Genomic DNA, 22,615 nt, shown 5'->3' with positions numbered 1-22,615 from the left:
TTATTCTGCCGTTATTTCATTAAAAGTTTCTGCCGCATCCTTTACATCGTTTTCATCCAATGCCATTCCTATTTTATCTGCAGCGGCTGTATTGACATAAAGTTCTGCTTCTGTGGCTGAGATAAAGGGCGTTTCTTCTGCCTTTGCCTCTCCCTTGAGGATTTTTGCCGCCATCACTCCGGTCTGTCTGCCCAACTCCACATATTCAATTCCCATGGAAGCCACACAGCCGGATTTCACCTGCTCAATTTCGCTTCCGAATATCGGAATCTTCTTTTCATTGGCCGCAGCCAGCACCGTCTGCAGGGCGTCTACCACCGTATTGTCTGTCAGATTCGTCAGGCAGTCTACCCGGGTAACCAGATCTGCGGCTGCCATTTCCACCTCGGAAGGTGCGGTAATGCCGGAATCCACAATCTCAAATCCATAGTCTCCTGCCAGTTCTTTGTATGTGGCAATGGTGCTGAGGGAATTGGCCTCGCTGGTAGTGTAGATAATCCCGATTTTCTCTGCTTTAGGCAATAAGCTGCGAATCATTTCCAGCTGAGCTTTTACCGGAAGCACATCGGAGGAACCCGTAATATTTCCAACTGGATTGCCTTCTTCATCTGCAAGGCCTGCCTCTGCCGGATCTGAAACCGCCGTATACACCACCGGGATATCTGTCTCCATACATGCATTATATGCACTCATAGCGCAGGGCGTTGCAATGGCACAGATCAAATCTGTTTTCTGGGAAACAAACCCTTCCGCTATCGTACTGGCTGTTCCCGTATCCGTCTGGGCATTGTCGTAAATCACTTTCAGATTTTCCCCTTCCACAATGCCCTCTTCTGCCAATCCCTTTATAAATCCTTCCCGGCAGTTATCTAAAGAGCCGTGTTCCGCAAACTGGGAAATGCCGATGGTATAAAACTCTTCTTCGCCTTTTCCACTGTCGGCTTCTGCCGCTCCTTTTGCGCCGTTACTGCCGCAACCTGTAAATATGGCTGCCATCATTGTAATTGTGGTTAAAATTGCAAGTGTTTTTCTTTTCATAGTGTTTTCCTCATTTTCTTATTTTTTGAAAAACCAATGAAAAAGGGTTTTCATGAACAATGCACACAAGCCCACATCCTGCCCGGAGGACTTTTATCTTATAAGAAAGTCGCGAACTTTCATATTTTAGCCTTCTTAATAAAAGAAAACCGCCTCAAGCTAACGCTTGAGACGGTAATAAATTCTTATTATCGCGGTACCACTCAAATTGACAAATGTCCACTCTCTCATGTACTATCATACATGCCGGGTTGATAACGGGTCCGGTTCCCGGCGGCTCCTACTTCCATTACGAGTTCAGACCGCCCTCAAAAGTCCATTCCATTCAGGTCTCCATACTGTAATTCCACCCTATACAGCTCTCTGTAATTTCAACCAGAACTTACTACTCTTTTTCATCGGTTTCTCTATATGCGTTATACTTTACTACGATAGCGAAGTAATGTCAAGAGTTTTTATTGATTTTCCCATTTTTTTCGTTCCACAAATCGTCCCATAAGAAAAGCAATAATTCCTACGCCAATTCCTGTCTGAATACAAAACATCAGACTTTCTACTTCTCCCGGCAGCTCTCCTCCGATTAAAGTCTCCAAAACAGGCGTAAACCATGGCTCATAATCATCGGCAATGGCTTCAATGGCCTGACTTCCAGCATCATCGGAGCCGCCGAATTCCGCACCTCTTAGCAACAGCAAGGGAACTGCTATGATCAACAGTACTGCCACCAGAACTGCCGCTATTATTTTTTTATCCGAACTCTTCATACTGTATACCTCCTATGTATGACAATGGGTCTGCTTCACACAAATTATAATAATTCTCATCAATTTTCCAGATATCCAACATTTTTCAATTCAGACCTGGCGTAATTTTCCAGGGTAATCATAATAATCATTGTCAAAAGCCCCTCTACCACTGCAAGGGGAAGCTGCGTTGGTGCAAATACCGTCAAAAATTTTCCTGCTGACGCCAGAATCCCGCCATTCTCAGAGGGATAAGCAACTGCAAGCTGAATGCTGGTGACGCAGTAAGTAAAAAGATCTCCAAAAGCTGCCGCCAGAAATACACTGACCCTGCGGTTTACTCTGCATTTCCTGCAAAGCTTATATATGCCGTAAGACAAAAAAGGCCCTGCGACTGCCATGGAAAAGGTATTTGCTCCCAGGCTTGTCAAACCTCCATGCGCCAACAAAATAGCCTGAAAAATCAATACGATAACTCCAAGAATACTGACTGCGCCTGGCCCAAACAAAATTGCTCCCAAACCGGTTCCCGTCATGTGGGAACAGCTTCCCGTTACCGAAGGAATTTTCAAAGAAGAGATCACAAAAATAAACGCTCCGGACATGGCAAGTATGGTAATATTCTTTGGATTTTCCTGCAGCTTATTTCTGATTGAGAAAAATCCCATAATCAGAAACGGAACACATATGACTCCCCAAGCAATACAAAAACGTATCGGCAGATATCCCTCCATAATGTGCATGGCATTAGCAGCCGGCGCTATTGCAAAGGCTGCAAATACGGCAATGACTAAAACAAATCGTTTTTTCTGTTGGTTCTTCATAAATTTTCTCCTTTCCGGTTCGTAAACGCTTTTATACGGCATTATCAGTAAATATCAAAATACGGGCTTCCTATCATCAAATCCTCTGCAAGAATATCTGCAAATTCAGAAACCACACGTTTCTTTTCCTCCCAGAAAACTTTTGCCTTTTCCGTTACCATAGGATTAGGCTCCTTCTTATTAGAATTCTCCATAATGTGATAATAAGCCGCTGCATAACTGGACGCATGGATATTTCCCATACTCATACAATCCCACACAATTCCCATGGCCCCTTCCTCATCCAGCAAATCCGCTTCCATCAGCAAAATCAGTTCCAGGCTGACGTTTTTATTTTTCAGCAAAGCCTTGTTGGAATGGGCATAAATCAGCTTTTCCACTTTCTCCCGAAACTCTGCGTTCATCTGCCGATTCAGCGCATATTCATGAAACGCCTGTCCGCTGCGCAGGGCATGCCGGTCATTTTCTCCGTCGGAATAACCAATATCGTGAAAAATTGCCGCTGTATATAATACCTCTTCCTCCACCTGCTCCAGCCCTTCCGCAAGCCGAAAGCACCAGTGCAGAACACGAATCGTATGCTGAAACCGGCAGCGGAAAGGATGTCTCGGATTGGGAGAAACCATTCCGCCGTGTTTTGTAAGATATTCTTTCACATATTCCAAATATTCCGTATACCTTTCTCTCCTCATGCTGCAACTCCTCTCTGCCAAAATAAACAATCTTTATCACATCAATGTCTCTGCCAACTCCTTCGCCTGCCTGGGATAACTGTCCGGGCGTATCAGATTCTTACGCAGCAGGGTTTCATATACCGTAAGCATTTGCGGTTTCTTCAAATGCGCTCTTTTTAAAACTTCCTCCTGCCGGAAAACCTCTAAAGTATTGCTGTCTGCTATCAGTCCTCCTTTGTCAAAAACCAGAATCCGCTGCGCCCAGCGGTAAGCAAAATCCACATCATGGGTGGAAATCAGCAAAGTTTTCCCTTCCCCCGACAATTTATCCAGCACTTCCTCTAACATGTCTCCGCTCAAAGGATCCAGCGCTGCAGTAGGTTCATCAAACAATATTACCTCCGGCTTCATGGCAATGATATCGGCGATACTGACCCGTTTCTTCTCGCCGCCGCTTAAATAATGGGGCGGCCGCTCCCGATATTCCAAAAGATCCATATATTCCAAAGCCCGGGTAACTCTTTTTTCAATTTCTCCTTTCGGTAATTTCAGATTCACTGGACCAAAGGCCACTTCTGCCTGAACACTCGAAGCAATAATCTGATTGTCTGCATCCTGAAATACAAACCCCACATGCTTTCTCAAATCATTCAGGTCCTTTTTTCCAATCCGCTTCCCTCGATAAAAGATGGTTCCTTCTGTAGGCAGAAGCACGCCGTTCAAATTTAAAAAAAATGTGGATTTTCCTGCCCCATTGGAACCCATCACAGCAATTTTCTCTCCCTGACTGATAGAAATGCTCAGTTCCCGCAATGCCGGACTTCCCGGCTGATATTCATAAGTCAACCGCTCTGTCCGTAAAATTTCTTCTGTATTACTTTCCAAGCCTTCTCCCTTCCTCTGTCCCGCTTTTATGCTTATTTTACCCAGAAATACAGGAAAACCAATCCTGCTGCATACATAGCCAGAATTCCAACCTGCCACAGTTTTACCGGTTTCTCTTCTTCCCAGAAAACAAGTTCCCCTTCATATCCCCTGGAAACCATAGCGTCATAATATGTATTTGCCTTCCTCAGAGACAGCAAAAAAAGATTTCCTCCCGTCTGTCCAAACGAACGGCAGGAAGTTTTAAAATCCACATACCCAAGCCTGGATACGGCAGCTGCCTTCATATTTCCCTGTACCTTTGTAAGAATAAAAATAAAGCGATAAATCATATGCATTAATTCCACAACCACTTTGGGAACATGGGCTTTTCTCAATATGCCTGCCAACTCTCCTGCCGGAGTAGACAATGCCAGAAAATACATGGTGCTTACAGCGCCCATAGATTTAAAAAATAGTTCCAAAGCCTGTCTTATCCCTTCGTCTGAAATACAGAGATAACGCCAGTGCAGGGATATCCTGAAATCTCCTAACGGATATTTTGAAATTCCAAAAGCAATTACCCCGCTCCCCAGCAGCAGGAATGCCATGGGAATTTTCAAAAAGCCTGCATAGTCACGAAAAGATACCTGATTGCCCCATATATTTACAATTCCCATAGAAACAATTACTGTGACAGAAATTTCCAACTGGTTCAAAATAAGACACAGCAGCAAAACCATGCAGGCAGCGATTACCTTATAACTGCCATTCCAATTTCTTAGTTCCGACTGAGCAGCATAATAATCCATGCTGCCTGTTCCATGGAACTGGCGATGCCGTCTGGGCCTCCGAAAATTCTGCAATTTCATATCTGTTTTCCTTTCCTGTAACAATAGCGCAGTCTTTCTTATAAGATGAAAAAAAGAACTGCCTATCAACAGTTCTCTCTATTCTCACAACCTACGTCTCAATGCAGCTATTATAATTACTTCTATCAAAATAATTATAATACAAGAATAATTATTTTGATATGCTCTGCTCTTACCGTAAGTATTCGCTTCGCTTGCCTCATTCTGCGTATAACAATCAATCATGCATGCTTTTGTAGATACAGAATAATCATAAGAACCAGCGCCGTTGAAAAACCTTTCATTTTCAGCTATGTACAGTATAGCATCCCTATCCTGATTTGGCAATATTTTTCAGATATTTAACAAATATTTCTAGGATTCCTGTTAAATATTTTCAATCTGCCAGTCAATGGGCTCCACCCCATGAGTTTTTAAAAATTCATTGGCCTGGCTGAAATGCCTGCATCCGAAAAATCCCCGGTATGCCGACAAGGGGCTTGGATGGGGAGCTTTCAAAATCAAATGATTGGGATTGGTCAGCATAGCCCCCTTGCTTTGCGCCGGCCTGCCCCACAGCATAGAAACAATGGGCCTGTCCTGTGCATTAACTGCATGAATAATCGCATCTGTAAACTGTTCCCAGCCCTGCCCCTGATGAGAATTGGCCTGATGCGCCCGGACAGTAAGCACCGTATTCAGCATTAAAACTCCCTGCCTGGCCCATTTTACCAGATAACCGTTGTTCGGTATCTCACATCCCAGATCTTCATGCAGCTCTTTATAAATATTTTCCAAGGAGGGAGGCGGTTCCACTCCCGGCTTTACCGAAAAGCAAAGCCCGTGGGCCTGCCCTTCATTGTGATAGGGATCCTGCCCCAGAATCAGTACCTTAACATCCTTTAAAGCCGTTAAATGCAAGGCGTTAAAAATATCATCTGCAGGAGGATATATGACCCTCGTATTGTACTCCTCCTTTACAAATTTATAAAGCTTTGCGTAGTAAGGCTTCTTAAATTCCTCTCCGACAGCCTCCACCCAGTCATTTTCCAGCATTCCCATAGTATCCTGCTCCTTTTTATCCTCTCACCGGCATCATTTTCTGCATATGCGCTTCCTGCGGCAGAAAAACGCTGACTGCTATAATCTTACCGGTATCTGTTGTTCTGCCAGATATTCTTTCAGTTCCATAATTTCCAATTCTTTATAGTGAAACAGAGACGCTGCCAGGGCTGCATCTGCGCCTCCTTCTGTCAGCGCCTCCTTGAAATGTTCTTCGGTTCCTGCACCCCCTGACGCAATCACTGGTATGGTAACGCAATCCGCAATGGCTCTGGTCAGCTCCAGATCATACCCGGCCTTTGTTCCGTCACAATCCATGCTGGTCAGAAGAATCTCTCCGGCCCCCAGCATATTTGCTTTCTTTGCCCATTCCACCGCATCCAGGCCGGTATCTATCCGGCCGCCGTTTTTATATACATTCCAACCGCTGCCATCCTCTCGCCGCCTGGCGTCTATGGCTACCACTACGCACTGGCTGCCAAATTTATCGGCCGCATCCTGAATCAATTTCGGTGTGTTAATGGCAGAAGAATTAATGGAAATTTTATCTGCCCCTTCCCGAAGCAATACTTTAAAATCTTCCACCGTACGGATTCCTCCGCCGACTGTAAAAGGAATAAAAACTGTCTCAGCCACCCGTCGCACCATATCCACTACTGTATTTCTGGCGTCAGAAGAAGCGGTAATATCCAAAAACACCAATTCATCCGCCCCAGCTCTGTCATAAGCCGCCGCAATCTCTACCGGATCTCCGGCATCTTTAAGATTCACAAAATTAACGCCTTTTACCACGCGCCCGCCATGGACATCCAGGCAGGGGATAATTCTTTTTGTAAACACCCTTACACCTCCCCTGCTTTTGCAAAATTCTGCAGTACCTTAAGGCCCATGGAACTGCTTTTTTCCGGATGAAACTGGCAGGCAAATACCGTCCCCTGTTCCACAGAAGCGTGAATCGTCACACCGTAATCTGCAGAAGCCTTTACAATACTTTCTTCTTTTGCCTTTAAATAAAAGGAATGTACAAAATATACAAAGGTTCCTTCCGGTATTCCCTCAAACAGTCTGCCCTGATTCTGTAAATGCAGAGAATTCCAGCCTATATGAGGAATCTTCATCCCCGGTGCATCCGGTATCTTCAAAATCTGTCCTTCCAAAATATTCAGCCCTTCCACACCGCCGCTCTCTTCACTGCCCTCAAACAACAACTGCAATCCCAGGCAGATGCCGAGAAACGGCTTTTGTCTGTGAACTGCTTCCTGTATTACTTTATCCAATTCGTATTTTTTCAAATGATCCATGGCTTCCCCGAAAGCGCCCACTCCTGGAAGAATGATTTTGTCTGCTTCCAGAATCTCTCTCCTGTCTCTGGTAACGACACTTTCTTCCCCCAGAAATTTCAAAGCTTTTTCCACGCTTCTCAGGTTTCCTGCATCATAATCAATAATCGCTATCATCTCGCACACCTGTCCATCGTTATTTTAGAAGCCCCAGACTGTTAATGATATCATAAAGCATGTATGTATAATCTTCTTTATCATGAACGGCATACAATTCTCTTGCCTGATCCAGGGTCATGCCAAATTTCTCTGACAGTAATTTCTCCAGTTCCGCAAGCATATTGTCATATTCTGCGGCTGCTCCCGCCTTGGCAGCATCCGACGCATTTTTATCGTATCTTCCCACGCCGCAAATCAGAGCGTTTAAGGATTCCGTATACAGTTCCTGTTCCTGATACGTGTAATAACTCCGAAGCTGCTGCTGTACATAAGCGGTATACTTTGCCTTGTTATATAACTCTTCATCCACTGCCTTCACTTTTGCGCCCTGAGTAAAACAGGTGTATGCTTCCACATAATCCCCATTCTCATAATACTCCTTTGCATTGGCAATGTCCAAGGAATAACCAACCTGGGTGGTAACCAGATAAATCAAAACCACCAGGGAAGCTCCCACCAACATTATCATAAACACAGGCTTTTTCGGAAGAGGCTTTGATTTCTCCACGACCTTGGGTTTCTTTTCTTTTTTCGGTTTGGCCTGTTTTTCCTTTTCCTTTTGCGCCTTCTTCTCGGCCTTCGCCTGCTTCTTTTCGGCCTTCTTCTGGTCTTTCTGCGCCTTTTTCTCCTTTTTCTTCTGAGCTTTCAGGGCTTTCTCGTCTTTTTCCTTCTTCCCCTTCTTCCCATCCAACTCTCTCAGAATCTCCATATTTTCATCTGAAAGATTGTCTATATCAGCATTTTGGGGAACCTCGCCGGATTCCTCTTCTTCATCTTCTCCAAAAAGAGCCAATGATATCCGTTTCAATAATCCCGGCTTCTTTCCATTCGGATCTTCTTTCTTCTTTTTTCCCTTCTTGCCCTTTTCTGGTTCCTCTTCCAGCAAAACCTGCTCTAATTCTTTCTTATTATCTTTTTCGCTTTCGCTCTCGTCATTGCTTCCAATTCCCAGGTCTCCGATCTCTTTTGCAAGATCTCTGGCTATGGATTCCAGTTCATCTTCCGGCATATTATCTGCCTCTCCTTCTTCTCCCATATCAGAAAACATATCTTCCATTCCCTGTTCGGCGTCTTCTTCTCCAAATCCAAGCATATCCGCATCACCCATGGTATTTACCATAAATTCCTGATTCTCTGACTCAAATTCGGATTCTTGTGCCTCAAACTCCGGCTCTATCTGATCCAATACCGGATCCTCCTCCGGAAAATTCTGCAGGGTCTCGTCAATGGATAAATCCTCTTCTCCCAGGTTATCAATTTCACCGAACGTATCAATATCACCAATAGTATCTATCTCGTCAAGAGTATCTATCTCGTCAAGAGTATCTATCTGGTCCATATCATCCAGTGTTCCATTTTTTACATTACTTACGATATTATCAATATCTTCCAGATCAAAGTCCATATCCAAATCGGACTCTGAATCTGCTTTGTTCTTGCTTCTTTCGAATTCCTGCAGAAAATCATTTTCATCATCTTCAGAAAAAGAACTGTTAAACTCCTCTAAGAAATCTTCCTCTGACCCCTGGAATTCTTCTGGATCATCCTCTACTCCCCGTAACAGTCTATCCAGATAATCTTCTCTCTCGTTCAAAGATTCCACCTCCGGTGATTTATTCTTCCGGTCTCCTCGCAACTCCATCAGAGCCTCCAGGCAACCCTCAGGTCTCCTCCCAACTCTGTTGGAGCCCTGCAACTAACTCTCAGAGTAAATTATATCACATCTTTCGGCAATACACAAATCTAATTCTTAAAACTATGTATCGGCGCCGGTATCCTGCCTCCGCGGCTGATAAATGCTTCACAACCGTATTTATTTACGGGCATCACCGGAGCATGGCCTAAAAGACCTCCAAATTCAACCGTTTCTCCAATTCCCTTTCCAATCACTGGAATCAGCCGCACTGCTGTTGTTTTCTGGTTAATCATACCAATTGCCATTTCGTCTGCAATAATTCCAGAAATTGTAGAAGGCGGAAGATCTCCCGGAACGGCAATCATGTCAAGCCCTACAGAACAGACACAGGTCATGGCCTCTAATTTCTCCAAAGTCAGCGCTCCCGCTTCCACTGCATCTATCATGCCCTGATCTTCACTGACCGGAATAAATGCGCCGCTTAATCCGCCTACATAGGAAGACGCCATAATTCCGCCTTTTTTTACCTGATCATTCAACAGAGCCAAAGCTGCCGTGGTACCGGGAGCTCCAGCATATTCCAGGCCGATTTCCTCTAAAATCTCAGCTACAGAATCGCCTACTGCCGGCGTAGGAGCCAAAGACAAATCAATAATGCCGAAGGGAATCCCCATTCTCCTGCTGGCTTCCTGGGCTACAAGCTGCCCTACGCGGGTAATCTTAAAAGCCGTCTTCTTGATGGTTTCACAGAGCACTTCAAAATTCTCACCCCGCACCTGTTCCAGTGATTTTTTTACCACTCCCGGGCCGGAAACCCCTACATTGATAATCGCATCCGCCTCCGTTACGCCATGAAAGGCACCGGCCATAAAGGGATTGTCATCCGGCGCATTGCAAAAAATTACCAGCTTTGCACAGCCAAGGGAATCATTTTCTTTCGTATATTCAGCAGTCTGCAGTACAATTTCTCCCATTAATTTCACAGCATCCATATCAATCCCGGTTTTGGTGGAGCCCACATTGACGGAACTGCACACCCGCTCTGTGACGGAAAGGGCTTTGGGAATGGAACGAATCAGATTTTCATCTCCTTTTGTCATCCCTTTCGACACCAATGCAGAATATCCGCCAATAAAATTAACCCCCACTGTCTTTGCTGCGCGATCCAACGTTTTAGCAATGGTTACAAAATCTTCCGGCGTCCTGCAGGCGGCCTGCCCAATCAGCGCCGCAGGCGTTACGGAAATTCGCTTGTTTACCACAGGAATACAGTAATCACGTTCAATTTCTGTTCCTGTTTCCACCAGCTTCGCGGCAACTCTGGTAATTTTATTATAAATATTTTTGTTTAACTGCTCCAAGTCAGAATCAATACAATCCAACAAGCTGATTCCCAACGTAATGGTGCGGACATCCAGATTTTCCTGCTCAATCATTTTATTGGTTTCTTTTACTTCCCAGATATTTATCATCGCTCTGCTCCTTAAATTCTGTGCATTTTATTAAATATTTCTTCTCTTTGACACTTAATGGACACGCCGATTTTTTCCCCAACCTGCTCCAGTTCTTTGGCGCACTGTCCAAAGGGCTTCGATGCTTTTTTCATATCTACAATCATCATCATATTAAAAAATCCCTGCACGATTGTCTGACTGATATCCAGCACATTGATATCGTTTTCCGCAAGATATGTACATACGCCGGCAATAATTCCTACCGTGTCTTTTCCTACCACTGTGATAATTGTTCTGTCTGACTTCTGCTCCATTCTCTTTTCATCCTCCATTTCATGTGCGGGGCACATTCTGTTCTAAAATTCAATCACATCCGAAACCATATCGCGTTTTGCTACATAAATCGGGAAATCTTTGGCCCGGTAATGGTTTTCTGCCATATCAATTTCCAGCCGCACTGTTTCATAGGCCAGCTTTTCGTAATTATTTTCCTTGCTCAAGTGCCCCAAAATCACTGTTTTGAAGTTATCATGAAGCACTTCGCTTAACAGCCGGCCGGATAATTCATTGGATAAATGTCCCTTATCCCCTAAAATACGCTGCTTCAAATAGTAAGGATAGGTTCCTACCTGCAGCATATGCACATCATGATTTGCTTCCAGCAGCAGCACGTCCAGGTTCTGAAGCTTTTCTATGATATAGCTGTCATACATTCCAAGATCTGTCATGACAGCCATAGATTTTTCCCCCTGGCGCAAAAGAAAAGCTGTGGGCATGGCAGCGTCATGGGAGACGCCAATGGGGCTTACTGTAATATCCCCAATGGAAAACTCCCGATCCGGCTCAATTTCCCGAAACAATTCCTCCGGTATCTCACCAACGCTTTTACACTTTACAATTGCTTCCCTGGTTCCCTTCGTGGCATAAATGGGAATCCCAAACCTTCGGGACATAACGCCCAAGCCGCTGATATGATCTGCATGTTCATGGGTAACCAGAATTCCGTCTGCTTCCCTGGCAGTACAGCCAATCTCATTTAATCCCGCTTCTATGCGTTTTCCGCTGATCCCGGCGTCAATCAGAAGGCTTGTTGTCTCCGTTCCGGCAAAAATGCAGTTCCCGCTGCTGCCGCTTGCAATGCTGCACAACCTCATAGCCTTTAATCCTCCCAGTAAATTTCCACCACATCCCCATACTTAAGAGGAGCAGTATAAGAAGGCACTTCACCATTCAGCTTAGTAACAATCGCCCTTCCTTTTCCAGCATTCAAATCAAATGCTATGGCGTCAAATACGTCTACAAACACATAGGAAGCTTTTCCAGTCAAAGTAACTGCCGCATTATTTACAATTACCTGCAAGGAAACCCCTGCCGGTTTCTCCTTCACAATTTTGGCTTCCGGTTTCTTTCGGATGGTTGGACGGATATCACTTTCTACCGTTTGCTGAGACTGCAGATATTTTTCCTCTAACTCTTCCTGGGTCAACTCTTCCTCTTCCTGTTTCTTAAGCGTTTGAGAAGAATCCGGTTCTTTTTCTGTGGCTTCGCTGGTTTCTTCCGGTTCTCGTACCACCACTTCCCGGGAAGTCTCTGTTTCTCTTATCCGTACCTCTCTGGATGCTTCCGGCTCTTTGAGCAACACTTCTTTGGTACTTTCTGTCTCTTTTTCAGATTCTTCTTCCAGATTCTCCGGCTGTTTTTGGGAAACTTTCATTTCCTCTGTTTTCTCTGGCTGTTCTTCCATAACTTTCTGTTCTTTTGGAACCTCTGGCTGTTCTCCCATAATCTTCCGTTCTTTTGAAGTTCCTGCCCCTTCTTCCATAATATTCCGTTCTATTGGCGTTTCTGCCTGTTTAGTCATAACTTTCCCTGTTGGAGCTTGGGCTTTCTCTAAAACTTCTGGTTCTGCTACAGCTTTCGGCTCTTCTGGTATCTCTGTCTCCTCTGCCTTGAGCTCTTCTGCCAACTCATCTGCTGTCATCTCTGACTCCTCTAAGGGTCTGCCGTACACATTCTCAATCTCTGCCAAAGGCGTCCGATAGGTAATCACTTCCCATTCTACTGAGAAATTCTCATACACCTGGGTATCCAGATCTGCCGGCTTGTTATTTACAAGGATTTCGCCGTCCAAATCAATTTCCACATCCATAAACTCCATGATTTGGGCAACGGTATAAAATCCGCGCATTTCTACCCAGTCATTTTCCTGAATTTCGTAATAGGGCGGCTCCAGGCTGCCGTTTACCTCCGCAAATTTCGGACAAGTAATCATTCTGCCGTTTACTTCGAAGGTAATGACAACTCTGCCGTATTCTTCCAGCTCTTCTAACCGACACACGGCTGCTTCTCCCACAGTGGAAGGCTCAATTACAATATCACTGTTAGGTTCTAACGTGGCGTTGATGCTGGTTATCCTGCCATTCACCCGAACCACGGCAGATTCCCCAGGCTCTCCCCGGACAATCCGTTTCTTTCCATTTACATAGAAATTGATTTCCTTTCCTCTTCTGGGGAAAAGCTGATCATTGGGGAATCCTGCCCGCAGCGCTGCGTCTACTATGGTCAGTTTGTTGTTATCATATAATTTAATTCTCTCGCCGTTAAACCGCACAAAGACAAAATTATTCTTTTGATCATAATAGCTGATGCAAATGCCAATGGGCGTTACCAACAGAGGATCTTTCTTAATTTCTTCCTGCTCAAAATGGATTTCCTGCAGTACTTCTTCCCCTCTTAACGCCACACGCTCCAGCGGAAGCTCCAGCTCAGAAGCCAGGTGCTCCACGAATCCATGCACCTTGCCGCCGCCTCCTACCACAAAGGTAGCGCTTACGGTTTCCCCGCCGTTTAATTCCTTAATTTTCGCTGCGATATCTTCTGTCAGGCGGAATACCAGCGGCTGAATCAAATCCCATACTTCCTCTGCCGTTATGGTATGCTTAATCATCATAATATCCTGATATTCAATTTCTTTTTCCGTGGTGGAGCTTAACTTAATATGCTCTGCCGTCTTGAAATCCACCAGATAATGCTGCACCAAAAGTTCTGTAATCTCATCTCCTGCGCAGGGGATCATGCCATAGGCTATAATGCTGCCGTCTCTTGTTACAGAAATATCGCTGGTGCCTGCGCCTACGTCCACCAATGCAATATTCAGCATACGGAAGGTTTCTGGAATTGCCACATTGATGGCTGCAATCGGCTCCAGGGTAAGGCTTGCCACTTTCAGGCCTGCAAGCCCCACGGCAGAATACAGGCCGTCCACCACGTCTTCCGGCAGGAAGGTCACGATAATATCCGCACTGACCACCTCTGCTTTATGTCCCTCCAGGTTGGAAAAAATATCTCCGTTCAGGTAATATTTCACCACGGAATATCCCACGCAGTAAAATTTGAAATTCGTATCGTTGTTTTCATTTAAAATCTGCTGTGCTTTCTCAATTCCCAGCAAATCCAGGGTATGCACATCTTCCCCAGTCACTACCACTTCTTCCTCAAAGCTGTATTCCACTGTAGTTGTGACTGTTTTCAACACACGTCCTGCCGCTGCAATACACACTTCACTTAAAGAAAAATGGCTCTGCTCCTCCAGTGCTTGTTTCACCGTATTAATTGTCCGTCCCACTCGTCCAATATCATGAATCTGTCCGTCCAGCATGGAACGCGTCTCATGTTCCTTCATATATTGGGCAATCACATAGAAATCATCTTCGTCTTTATATCCAACCGTGCCTACTACATTTCTGGTGCCAATATCCAGCCCGAAGACCAGCGGAACCCCATTTAACTGCTGTTCCATCTTATTTAATTCCCCCTTCTGCTTAATTGCCTGGGCAACCTGATAGAATGTCTCTTCCCTGGTTCCGTCATTCTCAATCACCACCTGGCAGTGCTTTCGGTACTCACTGTCAGAAAGCTGGCTCTTAAACATACTCTCCACCTGCTCCTCGGAATACCCTCTGGAACGCATAATCCTCTTTTTCCTGATTTCTTCGGAAGTCCGCACATACCACAATTCATCGCAGATTTCCTCGTAATTTTCTTCAATCAAAAGAGCAGCTTCTATAATTACATAATCCAGGATTCCCATACGCTCCTGCTCTGCAATCTGCCCGATAATGTATTCTTTTACAGCAGGGTGCATTACCTCATTAACCCGGCTGCGCAGTTCATCGGAACTGAAAATTGCCGCTGACAAGGCTCCCCGGTTAATAGTCTCATCGTCATTATATACCTCTACCGGAAGGAATTTCAGCAATTTCCGGTAACACTCGCTTCCCGGTTCCATCAGCCTTTTGGCTATTTTGTCTGCGATGAGATTTTTCACTCTGTAATTTTGCTCCAAATACTCCAGAATGGCAGATTTTCCTGCTCCAACTCCACCAGTAATTCCTATTACCTGCATATGTCAAAACTCCTTTATCTATTTTTTAATGTGCTTCATACCAGTCTTTTCCATGTTTCATATCGATTTCCAACTGGACGGAAAGGACGGCGGCGTTTTCCATTTCCTGCTTTAAAATTTCTTCCACCTGTTCCATTTCCTCTTCCCATGCTTCAATCAGCAATTCATCATGGACCTGCAGAATCAGCCGGGAACGCAATCCCTTATCCTTAAGAGACTCATTGACCCGGATCATTGCTATCTTGATAATATCCGCGGCTGTTCCCTGAATAGGCGCATTCATTGCCACCCGCTCTCCGAAGGACCTCTGCATAAAATTGCCTGAGGACAGTTCCGGCACCGGCCTTCTCCTGCCAAATATGGTGGAAACGTATCCCTTTTCCTTCGCATCCTTCACCAGCTGATCCAAAAAGCGCTTCACTCCCGGATACGTCTCAAAATACGACTCAATATACCCGGCTGCTTCCTTTTTGGTAATGCTCAGATCCTGGCTTAACCCAAAAGAACTGATTCCATATACAATTCCGAAATTTACAGCCTTGGCGTTCCTCCGCTGCAGGGAGGTCACTTCTTCAAAGGGAACATGAAATACCTGGGATGCTGTAATTCTGTGAATATCCTGAGCTTTGCGGTAAGCGCCGATCAGGTTCTCATCGCCTGACATATGGGCAAGCACCCGCAGCTCAATCTGGGAATAATCTGCATCTATCAGCACGCACCCCTCTCTGGGAATAAATACCTTCCGGATCTGCCGTCCCAGTTCCATCCGAATGGGAATATTCTGCAGATTCGGTTCTGCACTGCTGAGCCTTCCGGTAGCTGTAATAGTCTGATGAAAGGTGGAACGTATCCTCCCATCCTCTTCAATATAATTGGCAAGGCCCTCTGCATAGGTGGATTTCAGCTTTGTGAGCTGGCGGTACTCTAAAATCTTTGACACCAGAGGGTAATCTCCCGCCAGCTTCTCCAATACATCTGCCGCAGTGGAATATCCTGTTTTTGTTTTCTTGCCATAGGGCATTTTCAATTTATCAAAGAGGATCACCCCAAGCTGTTTCGGAGAATTGATATTAAATTCCTCGCCTGCCTCCTGATAAATTTCCCGCTCCAGCTCTATAATTTTTTCAGAAAGATTCTCGCCGTAGGATTTCAATGCTTCCCCGTTTACCTGAACGCCTTCTTGCTCCATCTCATACAGGGTATAGGTCAGAGGCATTTCTATTTCCCAAAAAAGCTGCTGCATTCCTGTATCCTTCAGCTTCTGTTCCAGCTTCTCTGACGCCTGAAAGGGCACTGCCGCCAGAAAAGCCCCATACTGAAACAACTCTTTCCTTTTTTCCAGGGACGCCTGAAAAAGCGGCAGCTTTCCCAGCAAATCTATCCGTGACGGAATCATCAAATCCAGATACTCTTTGGCTATATCATCATAGGTATAGTCACTTTTCAGAGGATTTATCAGATAGGCGCTGATTAAAACATCTGAAATTTTATTTCTAAGTTCCCTCGGAATGGAAAGCCAGGACAGCTGGGATTTCAAATCAAAGGTAGCTGCCGACTTTACCTTCTGCAGCAGTGCGAGAAGCTGTTCCACAAGCCATTTGCCTGCCATATGTTCTCCCGCCCGCAGATAAAATATTTTCTCCTTTCCAAATGCAAGGGAAATTCCAAGAATTCCTTCGGCTTTTTTCTCTGCCGCTTCTCTGTCATTCTGAAGAAAACTATCCAATGTCATCTGACCTTCCGGCTCTGCGCCCTCTGCGTCCGCCAAAAGGGAAAATCCAATCCGTTCCGCCTCTCCCGCCTCCTGGAAGACCTGCTTCGCCTCTGACAACTCTGTTACTTCTATAAAATACTGTTCCATGGAAACAGCCGGAGTTTCCACCTGAAAACGGCTCAGCATGTTCTTAAATTCCAGCTTCTTCAGCCATACATAAGCCTCCGGCGTAAACAAATCCCCAAGCGCGGCCTCCTCCAGGTGATATTCGATGGGCGCATTCACTTCAATGGTTGCCAGAGTTTTGCTCATCTGCGCCTGTTCGTAATGCTCCCGCAGATTGTTCTGAGCCCTTGGAGGCTTAATCTCATCCACATGCGCATAGGCGTTTTCAATACTTCCATAGGAAACAATCAATGCCGTAGCCGTCTTTTCTCCTATGCCTGGCACCCCCGGAATATTGTCCGCAGTGTCCCCCATCAATGCCTTTACATCGATAAATTCTTTCGGGGTCACCTGATATTTTTCTTTCACATCCGCTGCATAATAATCTTCAATTTCCGTTCCGGTGCGTTTTGTTTTGGGAATGCGGATCTTGATACGCTCACTGGCAAGCTGCAGTAAATCCCGGTCTCCGGACACCAGGGATACCTGAAGCCCTTCTTCCTCACATTGCACTGCAAGGGTTCCTAAAATATCGTCTGCCTCATAACCCTCCTGCTCCACAATCACAACGCCCATGGCCTGCAGCACTTCCTTTATCACCGGAACCTGCTGCCGTAATTCCTCTGCCATGGGTTTTCTCGTGCCTTTATAGGCCTCATACATTTTATGCCGGAATGTGGGGGCGTGCACATCAAAGGCCACCGTCAAATAATCCGGTTTTTCCTCTTCCAGTATCCGAAACAAAATATTCAAAAACCCATACACAGCATTGGTATGGAGCCCTTCTCCATTGGTCAAATCCGGTATCCCGAAAAATGCCCGGTTGAGAATACTGTGTCCGTCAATCAAAACTATTTTCTTACTCATACACTGATTCCTTCTATTAAAAAATATTTCCGCTTTTACCCATAATCATTTCTATTTTACACCAAATGCCTCAGATTTAAAAGTTATTAATTCACGAAATAGCAAAAAATATAATTCTTTACGCTTTTTGGGGAAGTGTGATGTAGTTTTATATAATATTATCAGAGGTGTTTGCATTGAATAAATTAGCTGATATGATAAAACGGATTCTTGCCTGAGAACTGCCAATTGCAAATCATTTTAAGTACACGATTACATTTTACTCCCTTGTATCGGAAAACATAATAGAACAAATGCGGTGATTGTTTCGACGGTCTTCCAAAATATAAATTGCTGCTGCCTGAATTATAACGTGTGTTTAAAAACACTCAGCGCAGCAGCAATTCTATTACTCCGGCGGTTAAATGCCAACGAAATTCAGATAAGTAGAAACGCTGCTATTACACCGCTGAAATAATACCTATCATATAGCTCTGGTATAAACCTTCAGCCATTCCCGTTCTTCTTCTGTCAGAAACGGAGAAATCTTTTCATACACCATTTCATGGTAATGATTCAGTAAATTTCTCTCAGAAGCCGTCATTTCCTCCGGAAGAATTGCATCCAGATCAATGGGTGCATAAGTAACGGTTTCAAATTCCATAAACTGTCCGTATTCATTCTTCTCTGCTTTCTTGCAGATCAACTCATTTTCTGTCCGGATGCCATACTTTCCTTCCAGATAAACCCCCGGCTCATCGGTGGTAACCATGCCTTCCTCCAGCACGCAGCTGTCCCCCCGCTCTGGTACGATTTTCCAACGGAACCCATTCGGACCCTCATGGACATTCAAAAGATATCCGATTCCATGGCCTGTCCCGCATTTGTAATCCAGGCCCAGATTCCATAGCGGACCTCTGGACAAAATATCAAGATTCAGCCCCCGGCAGCCGTATAGGAATTTCGCCGAAGCAAGATTCAGATTGGAACGGCATACGGTGGTAAAGTGGAATTTCTCTTCTTCCGTTAAAGCTCCAAGGGCCATGGTTCTGGTAATATCCGTACTTCCATCCAGATAATGCCCGCCGGAATCCACCAGCAAGAATCCTTCTGGTTTCAGTTCCGCATCCGTCTTTGGCGTTGCCGTATAATGCATCATAGCTGCATTTGCTCCATATGCACTGATGGTATCAAAACTCAAATCCACAAACAATTCCTGTTCTTTTCTTCTCTCTTCCAGATAATCTGAAGCAGAAATCTCTGTAATTTTCTGCTTTCCAATATTCGTCTTTAACCAATACATGAATTTGGTAAAAGCAACTCCGTCTTTTACATGTGCATTCCGAATATTCGAAAGCTCAGTCTCATTTTTAATTGCTTTCATCAATTCTGTTGGGTTAGGCTCCTGCACCACCTTTACCCCGGATTTCAGATTATGAAAAATACGGTAATTTACAATATTCTTATCCAGCAAAACTGTTTCAGTCTCCGGAATTTGCTCTGCATAAGCATAAATTTCTTCATAAGGCTTGAGGATAATCTGATTATCCCTGCAATAGCTGCGCAGTTTTTCATCCAACGTCTCCTCATGAATGAACCAATAGCTTTCTTTCTCCGTCACCGCTGCAAAAGACAGCACTACCGGCACATGATCGATATCGCCGCCGCGAATGTTAAAGAGCCACGCAATATCATACAAGGAGGTAAGGATATGGATGCTGGCTTTTTTTTCCGTCATTTTTTCCCTCAGTCTCTTCAGCTTATCTGCCGTTCTTTCCCCCGCATAAATTTCCTCCAGCACGAACACCGGATTCTTAGGAAGCTGCGGCCGTTCTTTCCAGATAATGCCCACCAGATCCTCTGACACATAAACACTTCCCTGTTTATCTGATGCAGCTTTTTCATAATCTTCCCCGTCTTTGGCATTTATCACACGGCCATCAAAGCCAAGGCAGCCCTTCTCAGGAAGATTCTTCTCTACATATTCTTTCACGGTGGGAACGCCTTCTTCTCCCATCCGATACAGGATTACCGGACTTCCTGCCAGCTGGCGTTCTGCCTGAATAAAATATCTGCCGTCCGCCCACAGTCCTGCTTCCGTTTCCGTAATCACGGCAGTTCCTGCTGAACCGGTAAATCCTGTGATATATTTCCTGGCTTTAAAATAATCTCCCACGTATTCTGATTCATGAAAATCAGAGGTAGGCACAATATACATGTCAATTTTTCTCTTTCGCATCTCTGCTCTGAGCGCTTCAATTCTCTCTGCTGTCACCTGTATTCTCCTTTTTTCTGAAAATTTTTTACCGCTCTTATTCTACCACGTTCCTCAATTTCATTCAATGCAGAAACATTTAAAAAAGTACTTGCTTTTTTTTCCTATCTATGGTAATATATATTTTGTTCGGATGAACAATATGTCGGCGTGTCGGAATGGCAGACGAGGCAGACTCAAAATCTGTTGTGGGCAACCACGTGCGGGTTCAAGTCCCGCTGCCGGCAGTTCTTTTAGATGCTGAACTCCTTGGAAAATAAGAGGTTTGGCATTTTTTGTGTTCTGATTTTTTGAGAACTCTATTTCACCGCCTGCGTAATCTCCCTGTTGATGTTTGAAATTACATTAATTTTATACTGCTTGTCAGACACATCATAGGCATAATTCGAATTATTAACCTTTTCTGTATGTCCAAGGATAGAAGATGCAACAATAGAAGAAACTCCTTCACAACGCATCTTTGAATTAATTGTACGTCTTAACGCATGTATGCTTTTCGCCTGGATTCCTGCCTGAATGCATTTATTCCTCATACAATCGTATATCACTCTTGCATGAATCCGTCCATTTCCATTTGCAAAAACGTACTCACATAAATATCCATAACCTGTCTCAACCTTTTTAATCTGCTTTAGCAATATTTCTATTTCCTTGCCCAATAGAATAAACCGCGGTTTTGCGTTTTTGGTTGTATCTATAAAATACTCTTTCTTTTCCCTGTCATACTTTTCAGATCTAGCGACCAAAATGTATTTTTCTTTGAAATTAACGTTTTCCCAAATCAAACCTGCCAATTCGCCAGCTCTCATTCCAGCTTATGAGACTAATTCTATTGCATACGGCGGAATATAGTTTGGTTTATTCATATGATCCTGTGTGATAATATCGTACAATAACTTCATTTGTTCATCCGATACAACTCTTTCCTCTGCTGTTTTTCCTATCTGAACTTTACAATGCTCCTTTAATACCGGGAAATCTATACTTTCACACGGATTTACATGGATTATTTTGTCTTTCTGTGCCTTTTGAAAAATTCCATTCAATATCCCAAACATGGATTTCACTGCCCGATAGGACAATTCTTTTTGCTTAATCCTATTAATTCAGGAAACAATGTAAGATTTCATCATCGATTTTAGAAATGTCCATAAATTCAATTGTGCTATTTTCAAAAAATCTAACATAATCACAATTATATCTATTCATCGTATTATTTGAAACACCACAATCCAATTGTCTTTGAATCCATACATTATATCTTTCCTTAAATATGATAGGTTCCGTTTTTAGATTTTTGTAGTATTCCATAACTACATTCTCAATCTCTTTCTTTGAACTTTTTTCTTCTTCACTCTCCCTTTCTTATCATCCGGCAGATATGTATACCATTTTCCATCCTTGCCCTGCCAGATTTTGTATTGATGCTTCTTTAATAATTCATCTCTCTTCATAGCTTCCATGCTATCCTGTACATCGTGTAAGTCAAGCATACCACTTTTTATGATAAACTGCAAGATTTCCGTGCTCTGGCCATATTGCAGGGTTTCTTTTTTCATACTGTCTTCTATGTTTCGTCACCTCTGTTGTTCATTTTTTCTATTTTATATGGAACATGCAGCAGGATTCTTTTTCCTGCCGCATGTGAATTTATATTTCCTCAAAGTTCTATACTTTCATATGAATGCGTGATGCGTTTTTAGTTTCTGTTTCTTCAATAATATAATGTGTCCATCAAAATGTTTGGTTCAGTGACATTGCTGCATACTGCCCCATATTTATTCACAGTCTACAAATAATCTGCATTGCTTATATTCACTTACATTTGCGTTTCATCTTTTCTTTCATTTCTGTCATTTCCTTAATTAATTCCACGTATTCCTGTTTCATTTCGTTCAATTCTTCAATCAGCCCCGTGTATTCCCGATAGGCCTGCCCGGCAAGGATTTCCTTCCTATTCTGTCAAGCCTAAATCTATTGATTTTTCTAGCTTTGACGATTCTGCTTACCTCAAAAACAGAGCAGGAAGTGATGGATATCGCAGTATCATGTTCCGAATAGCTGATAAATGGGTATAGTTGTTAAAGCATCCCTTTTGTTTGCTTTGTGAAGGCTATTTTCCCTCTGTTCAACTATGATGATGAACCTTCCGCGTCTAAAGGGATCGTGTCCCAACTTCCTTTTTTATGTTTGATTGTTGCCGACCTGCTTTTACCTGCCATGGCGCTGATTTTACCAGTGGACGCTATGCCACTGCAGATTCCTGTCGGTCTTTTTGCTGATGCGGTTCATTTCAGACCCCATCGTTTACGGGTTTCTGTTCCAGAGCCCTGTCCAATCCCCAACACCTGACGCCAGCGTCTCGACAGAGTTCTGGATTATGTTTCTTATTTTGGTTTCCTATGCCGCTATCTGTGCCTGTCTGCTGACGTCTCCCATTTCCGCCAGCATTCCGGCCGGAATGTTCTCACCTGCGCCATTGATCTCCAGCATATTTTCTGCATAAGGCGTTTCCTTGCATTTCTTGCGTAAAGCGCCTTCAATTTCCGCAAGCCGCTCCTCCCG

General features: G+C 44.1%; 18 protein-coding genes, 1 tRNA gene and 1 other annotated feature. Of the genes, 1 reads left to right on the top strand and 18 read right to left on the bottom strand.

Annotation, left to right across the window (positions count from 1 at the left end; translation table 11 throughout):
* The 16 genes from E5329_RS17550 to E5329_RS17475 all read right to left on the bottom strand — a co-directional run bounded on the left by E5329_RS17550 (position 1) and on the right by E5329_RS17475 (position 20,050).
* The gene (locus E5329_RS17550; protein ID WP_135990744.1) at positions 1-1,038 is read right to left on the bottom strand and encodes an ABC transporter substrate-binding protein; all 1,038 of its coding nucleotides are present in this window, start codon (positions 1,036-1,038) and stop codon (positions 1-3) included.
* A 164-nt stretch (positions 1,039-1,202) separates the two neighbouring features.
* Positions 1,203-1,446 (bottom strand) — a binding site (T-box leader).
* A 47-nt stretch (positions 1,447-1,493) separates the two neighbouring features.
* Positions 1,494-1,802: an energy-coupling factor ABC transporter substrate-binding protein gene (locus tag E5329_RS17545; protein WP_135990743.1), complete on the bottom strand. Its 309-nt coding sequence runs from the start codon at positions 1,800-1,802 to the stop codon at positions 1,494-1,496.
* Positions 1,803-1,861: 59 nt separating this feature from the next.
* Positions 1,862-2,605, bottom strand: a complete 744-nt coding sequence (locus E5329_RS17540; RefSeq protein WP_135990742.1) for an energy-coupling factor ABC transporter permease — start codon at positions 2,603-2,605, stop codon at positions 1,862-1,864.
* A 44-nt stretch (positions 2,606-2,649) separates the two neighbouring features.
* Positions 2,650-3,297, bottom strand: coding sequence for an HD domain-containing protein (locus E5329_RS17535; protein ID WP_135990741.1), 648 nt, complete (start codon positions 3,295-3,297; stop codon positions 2,650-2,652).
* 36 nt (positions 3,298-3,333) lie between these two features.
* Positions 3,334-4,164, bottom strand: a complete 831-nt coding sequence (locus E5329_RS17530) for an energy-coupling factor ABC transporter ATP-binding protein (RefSeq protein ID WP_135990740.1) — start codon at positions 4,162-4,164, stop codon at positions 3,334-3,336.
* Between the two features lie 32 nt (positions 4,165-4,196).
* On the bottom strand, positions 4,197-5,015 hold the full coding sequence (gene cbiQ / locus E5329_RS17525; protein WP_135990739.1) for a cobalt ECF transporter T component CbiQ: 819 nt from the start codon (positions 5,013-5,015) through the stop codon (positions 4,197-4,199).
* A gap of 366 nt (positions 5,016-5,381) precedes the next feature.
* Positions 5,382-6,056, bottom strand: coding sequence for a uracil-DNA glycosylase (gene ung / locus E5329_RS17520; RefSeq protein ID WP_135990738.1), 675 nt, complete (start codon positions 6,054-6,056; stop codon positions 5,382-5,384).
* Between the two features lie 78 nt (positions 6,057-6,134).
* On the bottom strand, positions 6,135-6,896 hold the full coding sequence (gene hisF / locus E5329_RS17515; protein ID WP_135990737.1) for an imidazole glycerol phosphate synthase subunit HisF: 762 nt from the start codon (positions 6,894-6,896) through the stop codon (positions 6,135-6,137).
* A gap of 2 nt (positions 6,897-6,898) precedes the next feature.
* Complete coding sequence (gene hisH / locus E5329_RS17510; RefSeq protein ID WP_135990736.1) at positions 6,899-7,513, bottom strand: imidazole glycerol phosphate synthase subunit HisH; 615 nt, start codon at positions 7,511-7,513, stop codon at positions 6,899-6,901.
* A 19-nt stretch (positions 7,514-7,532) separates the two neighbouring features.
* Positions 7,533-9,197, bottom strand: coding sequence for a hypothetical protein (locus E5329_RS17505; RefSeq protein ID WP_135990735.1), 1,665 nt, complete (start codon positions 9,195-9,197; stop codon positions 7,533-7,535).
* A gap of 101 nt (positions 9,198-9,298) precedes the next feature.
* Positions 9,299-10,663, bottom strand: coding sequence for a PFL family protein (locus E5329_RS17500; RefSeq protein ID WP_135990734.1), 1,365 nt, complete (start codon positions 10,661-10,663; stop codon positions 9,299-9,301).
* 11 nt (positions 10,664-10,674) lie between these two features.
* Positions 10,675-10,959: an ACT domain-containing protein gene (locus E5329_RS17495; protein WP_135990733.1), complete on the bottom strand. Its 285-nt coding sequence runs from the start codon at positions 10,957-10,959 to the stop codon at positions 10,675-10,677.
* 42 nt (positions 10,960-11,001) lie between these two features.
* Complete coding sequence (locus tag E5329_RS17490) at positions 11,002-11,799, bottom strand: MBL fold metallo-hydrolase (protein WP_135990732.1); 798 nt, start codon at positions 11,797-11,799, stop codon at positions 11,002-11,004.
* Between the two features lie 5 nt (positions 11,800-11,804).
* The gene (coaE, locus tag E5329_RS17485) at positions 11,805-15,050 is read right to left on the bottom strand and encodes a dephospho-CoA kinase (protein ID WP_275443408.1); all 3,246 of its coding nucleotides are present in this window, start codon (positions 15,048-15,050) and stop codon (positions 11,805-11,807) included.
* Positions 15,051-15,075: 25 nt separating this feature from the next.
* Positions 15,076-17,796 (bottom strand): DNA polymerase I, encoded by a 2,721-nt coding sequence (gene polA / locus E5329_RS17480; protein WP_135990731.1) that lies wholly within the window; start codon positions 17,794-17,796, stop codon positions 15,076-15,078.
* Between the two features lie 463 nt (positions 17,797-18,259).
* Positions 18,260-20,050, bottom strand: coding sequence for an aminopeptidase P family protein (locus E5329_RS17475; RefSeq protein WP_135990730.1), 1,791 nt, complete (start codon positions 20,048-20,050; stop codon positions 18,260-18,262).
* A 144-nt stretch (positions 20,051-20,194) separates the two neighbouring features.
* Between E5329_RS17475 and E5329_RS17470 the strand changes: the two genes are divergently transcribed.
* Positions 20,195-20,277, top strand: a tRNA-Leu gene (locus tag E5329_RS17470).
* Positions 20,278-20,349: 72 nt separating this feature from the next.
* Here E5329_RS17470 and E5329_RS17465 read toward each other — a convergent pair.
* Both E5329_RS17465 and E5329_RS17460 read right to left on the bottom strand, forming a co-directional pair.
* Complete coding sequence (locus E5329_RS17465; protein ID WP_135990729.1) at positions 20,350-20,859, bottom strand: tyrosine-type recombinase/integrase; 510 nt, start codon at positions 20,857-20,859, stop codon at positions 20,350-20,352.
* A gap of 504 nt (positions 20,860-21,363) precedes the next feature.
* Positions 21,364-21,609 carry a hypothetical protein gene (locus E5329_RS17460; RefSeq protein WP_135990728.1) on the bottom strand — a complete coding sequence of 82 codons (246 nt, stop codon included), beginning with the start codon at positions 21,607-21,609 and terminating at the stop codon, positions 21,364-21,366.
* Positions 21,610-22,615 lie beyond the last annotated feature (1,006 nt).

It is taken from the genome of Petralouisia muris (genome assembly GCF_004793545.1).
Classification (GTDB): Bacteria; Bacillota; Clostridia; order Lachnospirales; family Lachnospiraceae; genus Petralouisia; species Petralouisia muris.
This window is presented reverse-complemented; position numbering and strand designations above follow the sequence as displayed.

What these genes read in the sequence shown, in the direction of transcription:
- coaE (WP_275443408.1), bottom strand. Translation starts at nt 15,050, where the DNA reads ATGCAGGTAATAGGAATTACTGGTGGAGTTGGAGCAGGAAAATCTGCC.
- polA (WP_135990731.1), bottom strand. Translation starts at nt 17,796, where the DNA reads ATGAGTAAGAAAATAGTTTTGATTGACGGACACAGTATTCTCAACCGG.
- E5329_RS17550 (WP_135990744.1), bottom strand. Translation starts at nt 1,038, where the DNA reads ATGAAAAGAAAAACACTTGCAATTTTAACCACAATTACAATGATGGCA.
- E5329_RS17500 (WP_135990734.1), bottom strand. Translation starts at nt 10,663, where the DNA reads ATGATAAATATCTGGGAAGTAAAAGAAACCAATAAAATGATTGAGCAG.
- E5329_RS17495 (WP_135990733.1), bottom strand. Translation starts at nt 10,959, where the DNA reads ATGGAGCAGAAGTCAGACAGAACAATTATCACAGTGGTAGGAAAAGAC.
- hisH (WP_135990736.1), bottom strand. Translation starts at nt 7,513, where the DNA reads ATGATAGCGATTATTGATTATGATGCAGGAAACCTGAGAAGCGTGGAA.
- ung (WP_135990738.1), bottom strand. Translation starts at nt 6,056, where the DNA reads ATGGGAATGCTGGAAAATGACTGGGTGGAGGCTGTCGGAGAGGAATTT.
- E5329_RS17540 (WP_135990742.1), bottom strand. Translation starts at nt 2,605, where the DNA reads ATGAAGAACCAACAGAAAAAACGATTTGTTTTAGTCATTGCCGTATTT.
- E5329_RS17490 (WP_135990732.1), bottom strand. Translation starts at nt 11,799, where the DNA reads ATGAGGTTGTGCAGCATTGCAAGCGGCAGCAGCGGGAACTGCATTTTT.
- E5329_RS17535 (WP_135990741.1), bottom strand. Translation starts at nt 3,297, where the DNA reads ATGAGGAGAGAAAGGTATACGGAATATTTGGAATATGTGAAAGAATAT.
- E5329_RS17465 (WP_135990729.1), bottom strand. Translation starts at nt 20,859, where the DNA reads ATGAGAGCTGGCGAATTGGCAGGTTTGATTTGGGAAAACGTTAATTTC.
- E5329_RS17545 (WP_135990743.1), bottom strand. Translation starts at nt 1,802, where the DNA reads ATGAAGAGTTCGGATAAAAAAATAATAGCGGCAGTTCTGGTGGCAGTA.
- E5329_RS17505 (WP_135990735.1), bottom strand. Translation starts at nt 9,197, where the DNA reads ATGGAGTTGCGAGGAGACCGGAAGAATAAATCACCGGAGGTGGAATCT.
- E5329_RS17460 (WP_135990728.1), bottom strand. Translation starts at nt 21,609, where the DNA reads ATGAAAAAAGAAACCCTGCAATATGGCCAGAGCACGGAAATCTTGCAG.
- cbiQ (WP_135990739.1), bottom strand. Translation starts at nt 5,015, where the DNA reads ATGAAATTGCAGAATTTTCGGAGGCCCAGACGGCATCGCCAGTTCCAT.